Raw genomic sequence first — 15,068 nt, 5'->3', positions numbered from 1 at the left:
ACAGCAAGGCAAAGGGCGGTATGGCGGGTCATCGGGTTCGTTCGGTCAGGCAGGGGAACCCCCGGCCACCGGCACGCCGGAGCGTACGCGGTAGACCGAGGGGGAGAGAGCAGGAGCGGACGGGTCGCCCACCCTGCGGGCGGCGCCCGGCAGGAGGGAGGGAGGCGGGCGACCAGGCCGCGTTACTTGGTCAGGATCAGCTTGTCGTTGCTGGTGTGCCGCAGGCGATAGAAGCGATCGCCGTGCTGGATCAGGATTTCACGACGGCCCTTGAGCAGGGCTTCGCTGTCGATGACCTCTTCCGGCGGAACGACGCGGACCGGACGATCGCGGAGGGTCAGTGTTTCGGGGCGCAGCAGTACAGGTTGAGCGTTCATGAGCATCTGGACTCGTGCGAGGGACGAGTTAAATGATAATGATTCTCAGTTGACAATCAACAACCATTCTCAATTTGATTGATGAGATTAATGATCGAAATCCAAAATTCGATAGATTTTGTGAATCGAATGGTGGGTGGCGGCGACCCTGGGGTCGAGCACAGTTCGACTCCCCGGCGGGAAAATGCTGCGGGTCAGACGAAGGCGGCTTCGATCCGGGCCCAGCCGGCGGCGTCGATCTGCTCCAGCACTTCCAGAGCCTGCAGGTTCTGCAGCAGCTGCTCGACCCGGCTGGCGCCCAGGATCACGCTGGACACCTGTGGATTGCGCAGGCACCAGGCGATGGCCACGCTGGCCGGGGCGTGGCCAAGCTCGCGTGCCACCGCGCTGAAATGACGGACCTGGGCCAGGCGCGCCTGTGCATCGGCGCCCAGAACCAGATCCTGCAGCCACTCCATGCCCTCGCGGCCCAGCCGGGCGTCGGCCGGAATGCCACGGTCGTACTTGCCACTGAGCAGGCCGGACGCCAACGGCGAGAAGATGGTGGTGCCCAGGCCGGCCCCCGCGTACAGCGGGGCGTACTCGGTTTCCACCCGCTCGCGGTGCAGCAGGTTGTACTGCGGCTGCTCCATCGATGGCCCCTGCAGGTTGTGTCGCGCGGCAATGTCCAGCGCCTGCTGGATCTGTGCCGCCGACCACTCGGACGTGCCCCAGTAGAGCACCTTGCCCTGCCGTATCAGGGTATCCATCGCGTGCACGGTCTCGGCGATCGGCGCGTCGGGATCCGGGCGGTGGCAGTAATAAAGGTCCAGATAGTCCACCCGCAGGCGCTTGAGCGCGGCATGGCAGGCATCGGTGACGTGCTTGCGCGACAGGCCACGCTGGGTCGGTCGCGGATCCTTGGCACTGCCGAAGAACACCTTGCTGGACACGCAGAACCCATCGCGCGGCAGGCGCAGGTCGGCGATCACATCGCCCATCACCTGCTCGGCGCGGCCATTGGCATACCCCTCGGCATTGTCGAAGAAGTTGATGCCATGGTCCCAGGCCGCGGCAACCAGGTTGCGGGCCTCGTCGCGCGGAATCTGGTCACCGAAGGTCACCCAGGCGCCGAAGGACAGGGCGGATATCGGCAGGCCGGTGGAGCCCAGGCGGCGGTAATGCATGCGAATCTCCTGCTGCGGGCCCGCATCCGGGCCGGAATCGAGCCCCATTCTACCCGTCGTGCCGACCGCAACCCCTTGCCGTTGCTGGCCCGATCGGTGCCGATGGCCGCGCGCACGCTGCTTTTCCTTGCCCCGGCCCCTGCCCTGCACTAGGCTTCCCGTTTTTCGCGACGCCCCAGGGGAGTCACTCACATGGTCGAAGGTTTGGGCAGGATCGGCTTCGGCCTGTTCGGGTTGGCGGTGCTGATCGGCATCACCTGGTTGTTTTCCAACAACAAGCGCGCGGTGGACTGGAAGCTCGTCGCCACCGGCATCACCCTGCAGATCGCCTTTGCGGCGCTGGTGATCCTCGTCCCCGGCGGCCGCGACGTGTTCGATGCGCTCGGCCACGGCTTCGTGAAGGTCCTGAGCTTCGTCAACGAGGGCTCGAAGTTCATCTTCGGCTCGCTGATGGACGTCCAGAACTACGGCTTCATCTTCGCCTTCCAGGTGCTGCCGACCATCATCTTCTTCTCCGCGCTGATGGGCGTGATGTACCACCTGAACGTCATGCAGGCGATCGTCCGGGTGATGGCGTGGGCGATCACCAAGGTGATGCGCGTGTCCGGTGCCGAAACCACCAGCGTCTGCGCCAGCGTCTTCATCGGCCAGACCGAGGCGCCGCTGACCGTGCGCCCATACATCGCCAAGATGACCCAGTCCGAGCTGCTGACCATGATGATCGGTGGCATGGCCCACATCGCTGGCGGCGTGCTGGCGGCCTACGTGGGCATGCTCGGCGGGGGCGACCCGACCCAGCAGGCGTTCTACGCCAAGCATCTGCTGGCGGCCAGCATCATGGCCGCACCGGCCACGCTGGTGGTGGCCAAGCTGCTGATCCCGGAAACCGGCACCCCGCTGACCCGCGGCACGGTGAAGATGGAAGTGGAGAAGACCTCCAGCAACATCATCGACGCGGCGGCGGCCGGCGCCGGCGACGGCCTGAAGCTGGCGCTGAACATCGGCGCGATGCTGCTGGCCTTCATCGCCCTGATCGCCCTGCTGAACGCCCCGCTGACCTGGCTCGGCGAAGTGACCGGCCTGGCCGCACAGATCGGCAAGCCGACCAACCTGTCGACCATCTTCGGCTACCTGCTGGCACCGATCGCCTGGGTGATCGGCACTCCGTGGGCCGACGCCACCACCGTGGGGTCGCTGATCGGACAGAAGGTCGTGATCAACGAATTCGTCGCCTATACCGAGCTGTCGCAGATCGTGAACGGCCAGGTCGCCGGCGTGACCCTGTCCAATGAAGGTCGCCTGATCGCCACCTATGCGCTGTGCGGCTTCGCCAACTTCAGCTCGATCGCAATCCAGATCGGCGGCATCGGTGGCCTGGCCCCGGAACGTCGCCACGACCTGGCCAAGTTCGGCCTGCGCGCGGTACTGGGCGGTACCATCGCCACCTTCATGACGGCGACCATCGCCGGCGTGCTGACGCATTTCAGTTGAACCCTAGTTCGAGAAAAGATTCCCTATGAGCAGCAGTGTCGTTGTCGTCGGTTCCTTCAATGTCGATCACGTGTGGCGGTGCGAGTCGCTGCCGGCACCGGGCGCGACCATTGCCGGCCGCTACAGCACCGGCCCCGGTGGCAAGGGCTTCAACCAGGCCGTGGCCGCATGCCGCGCGGGCGCCGATACCCACTTCGTGTGCGCCCTGGGTGATGACGCCGGCGGTGCCACCGCCCGCGACCTCGCCGGCCAGGACGGTTTCGCGCTGATCGCCGAAGCCAGCAGCGAACCGACCGGCACCGCCGGCATCTATGTCGATGCACGGGGTCGCAACACCATCGTGATCGGCCCGGGCGCCAATGCCGCCCTGAGCACCGATTTCCTGCAGCAGCAACAGGCGCTGCTGACCGGTGCCCGGGTGGTGCTGGTGCAGCTGGAGTCGCCGGTGCAGACCATCGAGGCGGCACTGGCTGCCGCCCGCGAGGCCGGTGTCACCACCGTGCTCAACACCGCACCGGCCGACGCCCCCTCGACCATCGGCCTGCTCAAGCTGGCCGATGTGATCACCCCGAACGAGACCGAGTTCGCTGCCCTGCTGGGCCGCCATGTCGGCGAGCGCGTGGATGCCAACGACGTGGCCGCGCTGGATGGTGCCAGCCTGCATGCGCTGTGCCGCAAGCTGGTCGGCAACGGTACCGTGGTGGTGACCCTGGGCTCGGTGGGCGTGTTCGTTTCGCATGCCGATGAGAACCTGCGCGGCGACACCCAGCCGTACTACCGCGTGGGTGCCGAGCAGGTGCAGGCGATCGATACCACCGGTGCCGGCGACGCCTTCAACGGCGCGCTGGCCGCCTCCCTTGCCCAGCTGCCGGAGGCGCCGTTCGCACGCCATGTGCGCTTCGCCAACCAGTTCGCGGGCCGCTCGACCGAGAAGGAAGGCGCCGCAGCGGCGATGCCACGGCTGACCCCGGCCGACGTGGAAATCCGGTAGGTCCACGCCGCAGCTGCATGAACCGGCCCGGGCGCGCAGGTGCCCGGGCCTTTTTCTGCCTGCGCCCATGCAGGGCACGCAGCCCTGCCCCAGCCGCCCAGGATGACCCGCCACTGGGGGCGGCGGAAGCAACCGTCAAGCATCTGCTGATGCCCGTACGGCATGAGGTCGGTCCGGATCGGCCTGAACCGGCGCCTCGCCGACCCGGCCATGTGACCGCCTGCGGCCTACAATGGGCGTATGCAGATCGGCCCCTACACCATTGCTCCCAACGTCGTGCTGGCGCCCATGGCCGGCGTCACCGACAAGCCGTTCCGCCTGCTGTGCAAACGGCTGGGCGCGGGCCTGGCCGCCTCCGAGATGACCATCAGCGACCCGCGCTTCTGGAACACGCGCAAGTCGATCCACCGCATGGACCATGAGGGTGAACCGGCACCGATCAGCGTGCAGATCGCCGGCACCGAGCCGCAGCAGCTGGCCGAGGCGGCGCGTTACAACGTCGACCATGGTGCGCAGATCATCGACATCAACATGGGCTGCCCGGCCAAGAAGGTCTGCAATGCCTGGGCCGGTTCGGCGCTGATGCGTGATGAATCGCTGGTGGCGCGCATTCTTGCTGCCGTGGTCAACGCGGTCGATGTGCCGGTCACGCTGAAGATCCGCACCGGCTGGGACTGCGACCACCGCAATGGGCCGCTGATCGCGCGTATCGCCGAGGACAGCGGCATCGCCGCCCTGGCCGTGCACGGCCGCACCCGCGATCAGCACTATACCGGCCAGGCCGAGTACGCCACGATCGGCGAGATCAAGGCCGCGCTGCGCATTCCGGTGATCGCCAATGGAGACATCGATTCGCCGCGCAAGGCCGCCTTCGTCCTGCAGCAGACCGGCGTGGACGCAGTGATGATCGGTCGCGCGGCGCAGGGCCGGCCGTGGATCTTCCGCGAGGTGGCGCACTACCTGGCCACCGGCGAGGAACTGGCCCCGCCGTCACTGGCCGAAGTGCGCGATATCCTGCTTGGCCACCTGCACGCCCTGCATGCCTTCTATGGCGAGCCGCAGGGCGTGCGCATCGCGCGCAAGCACCTGGGCTGGTACGCCAAGGACCGGCCCGAGAATGCGGCGTTCCGCGCCGTGGTCAACCGCGCCGAAGATCCGCAGAGCCAGATCACGCTGACCACCGAGTACTTCGACCGACTGATCGCCGGGCAACCGGCGCTGCCGTCGGCTGCCTGACCCCGCACGCCCTGCAGTCGACCCTGCACGACGCACCACGAGCCCGCGACCATGACACCGCCGATTTCCTCCCCCACCTACCTGCACGGGTTCTCCGGCACCGAACAGCAGCGCCTGATGACCCAGGCCCGCCTGCTGGAATCGAGCATCTTCGGCCAGATCGACTACGGCAGCGCACGACGCCTGCTGGAAGTCGGCAGCGGCGTCGGCGCGCAGACCGAGATCCTGCTGCGCCGCTTCCCGGACCTGCACGTGACCGGCGTGGACCTGAGCGAAACGCAACTGGCGACCGCCCGCGAGAACCTCGCGCGCACGCCGTGGTGCAGCGATCGCTACACCCTGCAGCAGGCCGATGCAGGCGAGCTGCCGTTCGAGGCACGCAGCTTCGATTCGGCATTCCTGTGCTGGGTGCTGGAGCATGTACCTTCGCCGGCCCGCGTGCTCAGCGAAGTGCGCCGCGTACTCGCACCGGGATCGCCGGTCTACATCACCGAAGTGATGAACGCATCGTTCCTGCTCGATCCGTATTCGCCGCACATCTGGCGTTACTGGATGGCATTCAATGATTTCCAGTACGACCACGGCGGCGATCCCTTCGTCGGCGCCAAGCTCGGCAACCTGCTGCTGGCCGGTGGTTTCCGCGATGTGCATACCGAGATCAAGACGATCCACCTGGACAACCGCGAGCCGGCGCGGCGCAAGACGATGATCGCGTTCTGGGAGCAGCTGCTGCTGTCGGCCGCCGAGCAGCTGCTGCAGGCCGGCACCGTGGACGAGGATACGGTGGAGGGCATGCGTCGCGAGTTCCGGTTGGTGCAGAACGATCCCAATGCCGTGTTCTTCTTCTCGTTCGTGCAGGGCCGCGCGACGGTGTATTGACCGGCGCCTGCACCGCTGCGCTGCGGCAGTGCCACGCGCCGCATGGCTGGCAACCCGCTAGAATCGTCGCGGGCTGGCGTCGAGGACGGGCGCGCGCTGGACCCGGCCCCTTCCGCGTGCGCGGCAACGGGACCACCGAGCTCCGCGCCTGAAGGGATTCCTGATGACAGCACGCGCAACGACTCCGGGTAGCACGCTGCCCCTCGCCGCCCGGGAAGGCGGCCTGCTGGATGGCCTCGACTCCCGCCAGGCCCGTCTGTGCCTGGGCATCGTGGCGGTGCTGTGCCTGCTGTATGTCGCATTTGCACTGACGCCCTCGTCGTATGCGATGGCCAGCCAGTACCTGGGGCTGGCGCCGATCGAGCCCCTGCTCGGCAAGGCGCGGGGCATCCGCATGGACGAGTGGATGGTCTACACCCCGTACGTGCAGATCGCGGTGGCCAACGACTTCGGCGCGACCAACGCGTTTTCGCCATACCACGAGACGCTGCGCTCGTTCCAGGCGCTTCCGCTGCTGGACTGGGGCCTGCTGTTCAAGCCGTACCACTGGGCCTTCTTCATCCTGCCACCGGCCAACGCCTACTCGTTCTTCTTCATGTTCATGGCGATGGCGTTCCTGTGCGGCTGGGCACTGTTCCTGCGCCAGCTGCGGGTTCCACCACTGGCGGCCGTGCTGGTCGCGCTGACCCTGTACTTCTCGCCCTACGTGCAGGTGTGGTGGACGACCAACTGGGGCGCGTTCGCGCTGGCCCCGTGGGTAGCCGTGGCCTGGCTGCGGATCGACAACCGCTGGCTGCGCATCCTCGCCAGCGCCTACGCACTGGTGGTCTGGCTGCTGGCCGTGGCCTACCCGCCCTTCATCATTTCAGCGCTGCTGGCCATGGGCGTGCTGGTGCTGGCCTTCCGCCGCGATGCGTTGACAGTGGCACGCCTGCTCGATGCGGCGGTCGCCGGCAGCCTGGCGTTGCTGGCGTTCCTGGGCTATTTCCACGAAGCGATCGAGATCGTCCGCAACACCGTCTATCCCGGCCAGCGCGAGAGCGCCGGCGGCGGGGTCAACCCGGTCGCGCTGCTCACCCACGGGTTCCCCAACCTGATGACGCGCGGGTTCTATCCGCTGCCTGCGTTCGAGCCGTCCAACGCCTGCGAGATCGCAGTGTTCAGCAGCCTGCTGCCGCTGTTCACCGCCGTCCTCGCCGACTGGACGCAGGTGCTGCGCTGGGCGCGTGGCCACCGGCTGTCGCTGGGGGTGCTGGTCGCCGGCATCGCGCTGGTCGCCTGCTGGATCTTCCTGCCGGTGCCGATGCGGATCGGCCAGCTGACCGGACTGTCGATGGTGCCGCCCACCCGTGCGTTGCTGGCATTGGGCCTGCTGCTGAACATCGGCTGCGCGATCGTGCTGGTGCGCGGCGGGGCGCGCCTGGGCCGCGGCCGCCTGCTGCTGCTCGCGGCTCTGCTGCTGGCGGGATGCCTGCTCAAGTTCGCCTTCGGCCAGGGCAGTTTCAGCCGGCTGCATGCCACGGCCGATGCATGGCCACTGCTGTGCGTGGGCGTGCTGGCCTTCGCCGCGCGCCGCCCGCGGTTCGCCGCGCATCCGGTGGCGCTGGTGCTGGCGGTGGCCGCGCTCGGCAACGTGCTGACCAACGGGCTGTTCAATCCGGTGCAGTCGGCCCGGCCGATCTTCGACATGGACCGCAGCGCCGTGCTGGCGTCGATGCAGGCGCGCGGTGCACGGCAGGCTGCGGACGGAGCGCTGGTGGTGGAAGGGCGCTACGGTGCGCTGCTGTCCGGCGTCGGTATCCCGGCAGTCAACCACACGCTGTATTTCCCGCAGCTGGCGTACTTCCGCGCGCGCTTCCCGGACATGCCCGAAGACCGCTTCAACACCACGTTCAACCGCTATCACCATGTGATGGTCAGCGACGTCGCCGAACCCCGTTCGATGTACGCCGACCTGGTGGAAGTGCCCGCAGCCGCGATGCTGGCCGCGCCCGCGCAGCCGCCGGCAACGCCGCAGCCCTGAGGACGATGCAGATGAACGCCTACGCGCGCCCGGCCACGCCACCGAAGATCGCCGTCATCATTCCCTGCTACCGGGTGACCCGCCACGTGCTCGGCGTGCTCGCAGCGATCGACGATGCGGTCACCGCGATCTACTGCGTTGATGATGCCTGCCCGGATGGCAGCGGCCGGATGGTCCAGGACAGCACGCGCGATCCCCGGGTCAGGGTGCTGTTCCATGCGCAGAACCGCGGCGTCGGTGGTGCGATCAAGACCGGCTACCGCGCGGCCATCGCCGAGGGCATGGACATCCTGGTGAAGGTCGATGGCGACGGCCAGATGGATCCCACACTGCTGATGGACTTCGTCGCTCCCATCGCCGAGGGCAACGCCGACTACACCAAGGGCAACCGCTTCTGGAACCTCAGCCACATCCGTTGCATGCCGCTGTTGCGGCGGATCGGCAACCTCGCGCTGTCGTTCATGAGCAAGGCGTCGTCCGGCTACTGGCAGGTGTTCGACCCGACCAACGGCTACACCGCCATCCACGCCCGCGTTGCCAGCCACCTGCCCCTGGATGCGATCAGCGACCGCTACTTCTTCGAGACCGACATGCTGTTCCGCCTCAACACGGTGCGTGCCGTGGTGCAGGACGTGGCGATGGACGCGCGCTATGCCGACGAGACCAGCAACCTGCGCATCAGCCGGGTACTGGGCGAGTTCGCCTTCAAGCACGTGCGCAACACGCTCAAGCGCGTGGGTTACAACTATTTCCTGCGCGACCTGACCATCGCCTCGCTGGAGCTGATCGCCGGGCTGGGACTGCTCGCCTTCGGTGGCGTGTTCGGCGCGTACCACTGGATCGCATCGGCATCGGCAGAGGTTGCGACGCCGGTCGGTACGCTCATGATCGTCATGGTTTCGCTGATTTCGGGCCTGCAGTTCCTGCTGGCATTCGTCGGCTTCGACATCGCCAATGCGCCGCGCCAGGTCCTGCATCGCTCGATCCAGCTCAACCGCACAGCACCGCCGGCCTGACGCCGGCACAGCACCCCCGCCTGCCGATCAATCGCCCGCGTGCACCGGGGCACTCCCGCCGGTGGCGCCCGTCGCTGCCGGCGCATGCCAGATCCGCTGCCACATCGCGGCCAGCCTGACGCCGACATCGGCGCGCGCCGCTGGGCTGCTGTAATCCGTGCGCCGCTGCTCGGGCACGATCGCCTGCCAGCGCCCATCGACCTGCCGTGCCACCGCGAAGTTGAAGGTGTAATCCGGCTCCAGGCCCATGCGCAGATCACTCAGCACCAGCATTCCGTCCACTATCTGCGCACGCATGAAGCCACGGTTGAACCACTGCAGGCGTTGAACCGCCGGAATCGACTGCGCTTCACGCAGGGCCTGCACGTTGGACGGGTGGCCTTCGAACTGCATCGGGCCGCGGTCGGCCACCAGCGAGCGATCGCCGACCACGTAACCGTTCGGGGTCATCGCCACCACCCGCCACAGCAGGGTGTTGAACGGCATCGGCACCGAGAATCGTGGTGCATCGCCCAGCCCCATGGCCGCAAGGCTCTGCTGGGCGGCACGGTCGACCTGAGCCTTGGCCAGCAGGCCCCATCCCAGGTAGCCGGTACTGAGCACCAGGGCGAGCCCGAGCACCTTGCCGGCCCACGGCCGCGCGCGCCCGAACCACGCCACCACGCAGCCCAGCAGCAGCCATACCGTGTACGCCGGGTCGATGATGAAAACACTTGAGCCCATGGTCGGGTGTGGCCGCAGTGGCCACCACAGCTGGGTGCCGTAGACGGTGAGCGCATCCAGCAGCGGATGGGTGACCAGCGCCAGCTGGATGGCCCAGAACCAGCGCAGCGGCGACTGCGCCACCCGCCCCCGTCCGTAGCGCTTGAACAGCCACCAGATCAACGCCGCCACCCAGGGCAACACCAGCAGCGAATGGCTGAAGCTGCGGTGGTCGACCATCACCGCTACGGGATCCTCGGCAGTGAAGCCCAGCCACAAGGCATCCAGATCCGGCAAGGTGCCCAGTGCGGCACCGGCCAGCAGGGCCGCGCGGCGATGTCCGGGCGGAGCGATGGCAGCGGCTACGGCGCCGCCGAGAACGATCTGGGTCAAGGAATCCATGGCCCGATGCTAACGGCTTTGCCGGGCGACAGCAGAGCCCGGACGGTGGCCGGTGCCGCTGGGCTCAGGCAGCTGCCGCGCGCCGGGCTGCGCCGGGCAGCTCCACCAGCGTCCGCCCATGGTGATCGAGCAGGCGCAGCGCGCCGTCATGATCTTCGGCCAGCGCGGTCAGGCTCTCCACCCAGTCGCCGTCGTTGGCATAGACCAGGCCGTCGCGCTCGACCAGCGCCGCACGGTGGATGTGCCCGCAGATGATGCCGTCCAGGCCGCGCCGGCGCACGTCGTCCAACCCGGCCTGCACGAAGCGCTCGATGTAGCGCTCGGCCGCTCCACTGCGCTTCTTGAGGAATTCCGACAGCGACCAGTAGCGCATGCCCAGCCGGCGGCGTACGGCGTTGAGCGCCTGGTTGCCGGTCAGGATGCGGTAGTACAGCCAATCGCCGAACTTTTCCTGCAGGCCGCCGAAATGGGTGACACCGTCGTAGTCGTCGCCATGGGCGACCAGCAACCGTCGCCCATCGGCGGTCACATGGATCGCACGACGACGCACCTGCATCGCCGGCAGCATCAACCCGCAGACATGGCGCAGCGAGGCATCGTGATTGCCGGGGATGTAGATGATCTCGGTACCGTTGCGACGCAGTCCATGCAGCGCCTGGATGACGTCGCTGTGCGACTGCCGCCAGTTGGCGCGATGATGCGCCATCCACCATAGGTCGATGATGTCACCGACCAGGTACAACCGTTCACAGCGCAGCTGGGTGAGAAACACGGCCAGTTCGGCCGCATGGCAATGGCGCGACCCCAGATGCACGTCGGAGACGAACACGGCGCGACGGTGTGGCGACAACGTCGCCAGCGCGCTCATGCCTGCGCTCCGGCATCGCGCAGGTAGCGCTTGCGCTTGTGCGGTCGGATCGCGCACAGGTCCACCTCGATCAGACCGTCGATCGAGTCGCTGAACGCCGGGTCGACGCCGAACGCAAGGAAGCGCGCGCCACCGGGCTCGCACAGGTCGGTGTACTGGCGGTACAGGGTCGGCACGCCGGTCCCGAGTGCGGCCAGGTTGGCCTTCAGGACATCGAAGGCTGCGCCCGCATCCAGTTCGCCGAAACTGGGCGGTGCCGCGAAGTACTGGAAGGGCCGGTTCGACTCGGCCAGGCCGGCGATGCCGCCGTAGTAGCGCTGGTAGTAGGCCACCAGTTGCTCGCGCGCATCGCGCGGCAGCGCCGCACTGATCGATACCGCACCGAACAGGTAGCGGATGCCGGGCCGGCACTGCAGGTAGGCGCCGATTCCCTGCCACAGGTAGTCCAGGCTGCGGCTGCCCCAGTAATCGGGCACTACGAAGCTGCGGCCCAGCTCCAGCCCCTCGGCGATATGGGTGATGGCATCGTCGGAATAGCGGAACAGCGACGCGCTGTAGAGCCCTGCCAGTCCGCGCCGGGCCAGGGCGTGCGCGCCCCGCATGATGCGGTACGCGCCCGCGATGCGCTGCGCGGCAGCGTCCCAGATCACGATGTGCTCGTACTGCGGATCGAAGGCGTCCAGGTCGCGGCTGTGGCCGGTACCCTCGCCCACCTGGCGGAACGTCAGCTCGCGCAGGCGTCCCAGTTCCAGCAGCAGCGGCGAGTCGGCGCTGCAGCTGGCCAGCAGGATCTGCTTGCCGTCGGCGGTCTGCCCGAGCCGGACAGCGCCAGCGATGGCGGCCGCCACCTGCGACGGCGGCACCGGTGCGGCCAGTGGTTCGGGGCCGGCACCGGCAGTCTCGCCGGGGCGCAGGTCGCGGCCCAGCGCATACACCGCGCGCCGTACCGCCAGCAGCTGTTCGCCCGGGTCGCCCTGTCCCAGCTGCATCGGTTCACCGACGCGCAACCGCAGCGGCCGACCACGCCGCGCGAACATCTCGCGCGCCAGCAGCGCGGTGCCGGCTGGCTTGAACAGGGTCGAGGCGCCGTAGAACAGGGCCGAATTGCGTGCCTCCACCCGCACCGGCAACACCGGGGCGCCGGCGGCCCGGGCGAACCTGACGAACCCGCGCTGCCAGCGACCATCACGGATGCCGCGCAACGACAGCCGGGATACCTCGCCGGCCGGAAACACGATCACGCACTGCTCGGCGGCCAGCGCCTGCTCCACCGCCTGCAGGCTGCCGCGCTGGACCTTGCCGCCGAGGATGCGGACCGGCAGCAGCAGGTCCTGCAGGGGGCCGATGGCGCCCAGCAGATCGTTGGCCACGATCCGCACATCGCGGCGGATGCGGCCGACCGCGTCCAGCAGCGCCAGCGCGTCGAGTGCACCGGAAGGATGATTGGCCACGATCAGCAGACGGCCCGTGGCCGGAATGCGAGCCAGGGCGGCCGGATCCACCTGGTACTGGCCGTCCAGGAACTCCAGTCCGGCGGCCACGAAGCCGAATCCGCGCACGTTAGCGTTGCGCCGCAGGAAGTCCTCCACCCGGTCCAGCCGCGACCAGCGACCGACACTGCGCAGCAGTGGCCGCGCGAGCTGGCCGCGGCGGCCGTGGAACCACTCCGGAAAGCGTTGCTGCAGACGCTGTTCGAGTTCCTGCATGGCGTGCTCACTGATACCCGGCGGCCGGATTGGCCGACAGCCTGCGCCTGGCACGCGGCAAGCAAATGGCGGTTTCGGGGCAGAACGATGACGGCCGGCCCCGCTCCGGCAACGCCGGAACCGCCCCTTCCCCCCCGCAACACGGCCTTGCGGCAATGGTCACGCCAGTGGAACACTGCCTGCGCACCGTGTCCTGCAGACGCCCGCCAGGCCTTGTGCCAGAGGGCACGTCACCTTAACCACCGGCAACCCGTACGGGTTCACAATGCACAGGCGGCGCACCCCGTGTATGATGCGCGCCCATCTTTCCATCCGAATCAAGGGATATTAAGCCTGATGTCCAGCTACCTGTTCACCTCCGAATCGGTCTCCGAAGGCCATCCGGACAAGATTGCCGACCAGATCTCCGACGCGGTGCTGGACGCGATCCTGACCCAGGACCAGCGCGCCCGCGTGGCCTGCGAGACCATGGTCAAGACCGGTGTGGCCATTGTTGCCGGTGAGATCACCACCAGCGCCTGGATCGACCTCGAAGCGCTGACCCGCAAGGTCATCCTGGACATCGGCTATGACAGCTCCGACGTCGGCTTCGACGGCGCCACCTGCGGCGTGCTGAACCTGATCGGCAAGCAGTCGCCGCACATTGCCCAGGGCGTGGACCGCAAGAAGCCGGAAGAAATGGGCGCGGGCGACCAGGGCCTGATGTTCGGCTACGCCACCAACGAGACCGACAGCTACATGCCGGCCGCGATCCACCTGTCGCACCGCCTGGTCGAGCAGCAGGCCAAGATCCGCAAGAAGAAGAACTCGCCGCTGTCGTGGCTGCGCCCGGACGCCAAGAGCCAGGTCACCCTGCGCTACGAGAACGGCGAAGTGGCCGCCATCGACGCGGTGGTGCTGTCCACCCAGCACGCCCCGGGCATCAAGCAGAAGGACCTGATCGAGGCCGTCCGCGAAGAGATCATCAAGCCGGTGCTGCCGGCCAAGTGGCTGCACAAGGGCACCAAGTTCCACATCAACCCGACCGGCAAGTTCGAGATCGGCGGCCCGGTGGGCGACTGCGGCCTGACCGGCCGCAAGATCATCGTCGACACCTACGGCGGCTGGGCCCGTCACGGTGGCGGCGCGTTCTCCGGCAAGGATCCGTCCAAGGTTGACCGCTCGGCCGCCTACGCTGCCCGCTACGTCGCCAAGAACGTGGTCGCCGCCGGCCTGGCCGACCGCTGCGAAGTGCAGGTCTCCTACGCCATCGGCGTGGCCGAGCCGACCTCGATCTCGGTCACCACCTTCGGCACGGGCAAAATCAGCGACGACAAGATCGAGAAGCTGATCCGCAAGCACTTCGACCTGCGCCCGTACGGCATCATCAAGATGCTGGACCTGATCCACCCGATGTACCAGCAGACTGCGGCCTACGGCCACTTCGGCCGCAAGCCGAAGGAGTTCAGCTACCTCAACGGTGCCGGCGAGACGGTCAACGCCACGGCCTTCTCCTGGGAGAAGACCGATCGTGCCGCCGCCCTGCGCGCCGATGCGAAACTGAAGTAAGACAGACGAAGGGCCGCGCAAGCGGCCCTTCTGCTTTCTGTAGAGCCGAGCCCATGCTCGGCTTTCTTTTGCCTGCGCCGAGAGCAGCCGAGCACGGGCTCGGCTCTACACGAGCCGCGCCACGCCGATACAATCGGTGCATGTCGACCGAACTCAAAACCCACCAGCTGTCCATGACCGTGCTGATGTCGCCGGAGATGGCCAACTTCTCCGGCAAGGTCCACGGCGGCGCCATCCTGCGCCTGCTCGACCAGGTCGCCTATGCCTGCGCCAGCCGCTACGCCGGCAGCTACGTGGTCACCCTGTCGGTGGACCAGGTGATGTTCCGCCAACCGATCGCGGTGGGCGAACTGGTGACGTTCCTGGCCTCGGTGAACTACACAGGCACCTCGTCGATGGAGATCGGCATCAAGGTGGTGGCCGAGGACATTCTCAAGCGCAGCGTGCGCCACGCCAACAGCTGTTTCTTCACCATGGTGGCGGTGGACGAAGAGGGGCGGCCAACGCCAGTCCCCCCGCTGCAGACCGCCAGTTCGGACGAGAAGCGCCGGCAGGCCGCCGCGCTGATCCGGCGCCAGCTGCGGCAGGAAATGGAGCAACGGCACCTGGAACTGCTGGCGTCCAATCCGCCTTCGCCTGAAGAGTGAGAGCGTGCGGGGCAAG

At 67.6% G+C, this 15,068-nt stretch carries 13 protein-coding genes; 8 read left to right on the top strand and 5 right to left on the bottom strand.

Going from position 1 to position 15,068, the window contains the following annotated elements:
- Window positions 1–182 precede the first annotated feature (182 nt).
- Together N7367_RS13850 and N7367_RS13845 are read right to left on the bottom strand one after the other, a co-directional pair.
- Window positions 183–377, bottom strand: coding sequence for a hemin uptake protein HemP (locus N7367_RS13850; RefSeq protein ID WP_005412278.1), 195 nt, complete (start codon window positions 375–377; stop codon window positions 183–185).
- 194 nt (window positions 378–571) lie between these two features.
- Window positions 572–1,543: an aldo/keto reductase gene (locus tag N7367_RS13845; protein ID WP_053516475.1), complete on the bottom strand. Its 972-nt coding sequence runs from the start codon at window positions 1,541–1,543 to the stop codon at window positions 572–574.
- Window positions 1,544–1,735: 192 nt separating this feature from the next.
- Between N7367_RS13845 and N7367_RS13840 the strand changes: the two genes are divergently transcribed.
- The 6 genes from N7367_RS13840 (at window position 1,736) to N7367_RS13815 (ending at window position 9,179) form a co-directional block, all read left to right on the top strand.
- Entirely contained in the window at window positions 1,736–3,034 is a 1,299-nt protein-coding gene (locus N7367_RS13840) for a nucleoside transporter C-terminal domain-containing protein (protein ID WP_053516424.1), read from the top strand.
- A 25-nt stretch (window positions 3,035–3,059) separates the two neighbouring features.
- Entirely contained in the window at window positions 3,060–4,025 is a 966-nt protein-coding gene (locus N7367_RS13835; RefSeq protein WP_053516425.1) for a ribokinase, read from the top strand.
- Window positions 4,026–4,265: 240 nt separating this feature from the next.
- Window positions 4,266–5,261 carry a tRNA dihydrouridine synthase DusB gene (gene dusB / locus N7367_RS13830; RefSeq protein WP_053516426.1) on the top strand — a complete coding sequence of 332 codons (996 nt, stop codon included), beginning with the start codon at window positions 4,266–4,268 and terminating at the stop codon, window positions 5,259–5,261.
- A gap of 51 nt (window positions 5,262–5,312) precedes the next feature.
- The gene (locus tag N7367_RS13825; RefSeq protein WP_053516428.1) at window positions 5,313–6,140 is read left to right on the top strand and encodes a methyltransferase domain-containing protein; all 828 of its coding nucleotides are present in this window, start codon (window positions 5,313–5,315) and stop codon (window positions 6,138–6,140) included.
- 163 nt (window positions 6,141–6,303) lie between these two features.
- Window positions 6,304–8,163: a hypothetical protein gene (locus N7367_RS13820; protein WP_279942601.1), complete on the top strand. Its 1,860-nt coding sequence runs from the start codon at window positions 6,304–6,306 to the stop codon at window positions 8,161–8,163.
- 11 nt (window positions 8,164–8,174) lie between these two features.
- Complete coding sequence (locus N7367_RS13815) at window positions 8,175–9,179, top strand: glycosyltransferase (RefSeq protein ID WP_279942600.1); 1,005 nt, start codon at window positions 8,175–8,177, stop codon at window positions 9,177–9,179.
- 27 nt (window positions 9,180–9,206) lie between these two features.
- Here N7367_RS13815 and N7367_RS13810 read toward each other — a convergent pair whose 3' ends face one another.
- The 3 genes from N7367_RS13810 to N7367_RS13800 all read right to left on the bottom strand — a co-directional run bounded on the left by N7367_RS13810 (window position 9,207) and on the right by N7367_RS13800 (window position 12,857).
- Window positions 9,207–10,283, bottom strand: coding sequence for a metal-dependent hydrolase (locus N7367_RS13810; protein ID WP_279942599.1), 1,077 nt, complete (start codon window positions 10,281–10,283; stop codon window positions 9,207–9,209).
- A 64-nt stretch (window positions 10,284–10,347) separates the two neighbouring features.
- On the bottom strand, window positions 10,348–11,151 hold the full coding sequence (locus N7367_RS13805; RefSeq protein ID WP_279942598.1) for a UDP-2,3-diacylglucosamine diphosphatase: 804 nt from the start codon (window positions 11,149–11,151) through the stop codon (window positions 10,348–10,350).
- On the bottom strand, window positions 11,148–12,857 hold the full coding sequence (locus tag N7367_RS13800) for a lysophospholipid acyltransferase family protein (RefSeq protein ID WP_279942597.1): 1,710 nt from the start codon (window positions 12,855–12,857) through the stop codon (window positions 11,148–11,150). The genes N7367_RS13805 and N7367_RS13800 overlap by 4 nt, the downstream gene beginning before the upstream one ends.
- A 336-nt stretch (window positions 12,858–13,193) precedes the next feature.
- Between N7367_RS13800 and metK the strand changes: the two genes are divergently transcribed.
- Window positions 13,194–14,405, top strand: coding sequence for a methionine adenosyltransferase (gene metK, locus N7367_RS13795; RefSeq protein ID WP_053516433.1), 1,212 nt, complete (start codon window positions 13,194–13,196; stop codon window positions 14,403–14,405).
- 140 nt (window positions 14,406–14,545) lie between these two features.
- Complete coding sequence (locus tag N7367_RS13790) at window positions 14,546–15,052, top strand: acyl-CoA thioesterase (RefSeq protein WP_279942595.1); 507 nt, start codon at window positions 14,546–14,548, stop codon at window positions 15,050–15,052.
- The last annotated feature ends 16 nt before the right edge of the window (window positions 15,053–15,068 follow it).

It is taken from the genome of Stenotrophomonas sp. GD04145, assembly GCF_029835135.1.
Lineage (GTDB): Bacteria > Pseudomonadota > Gammaproteobacteria > Xanthomonadales > Xanthomonadaceae > Stenotrophomonas > Stenotrophomonas maltophilia_P.
Note: the sequence above shows the minus strand (reverse complement) of the source record. Positions and strands in the feature narration are given on the sequence as shown.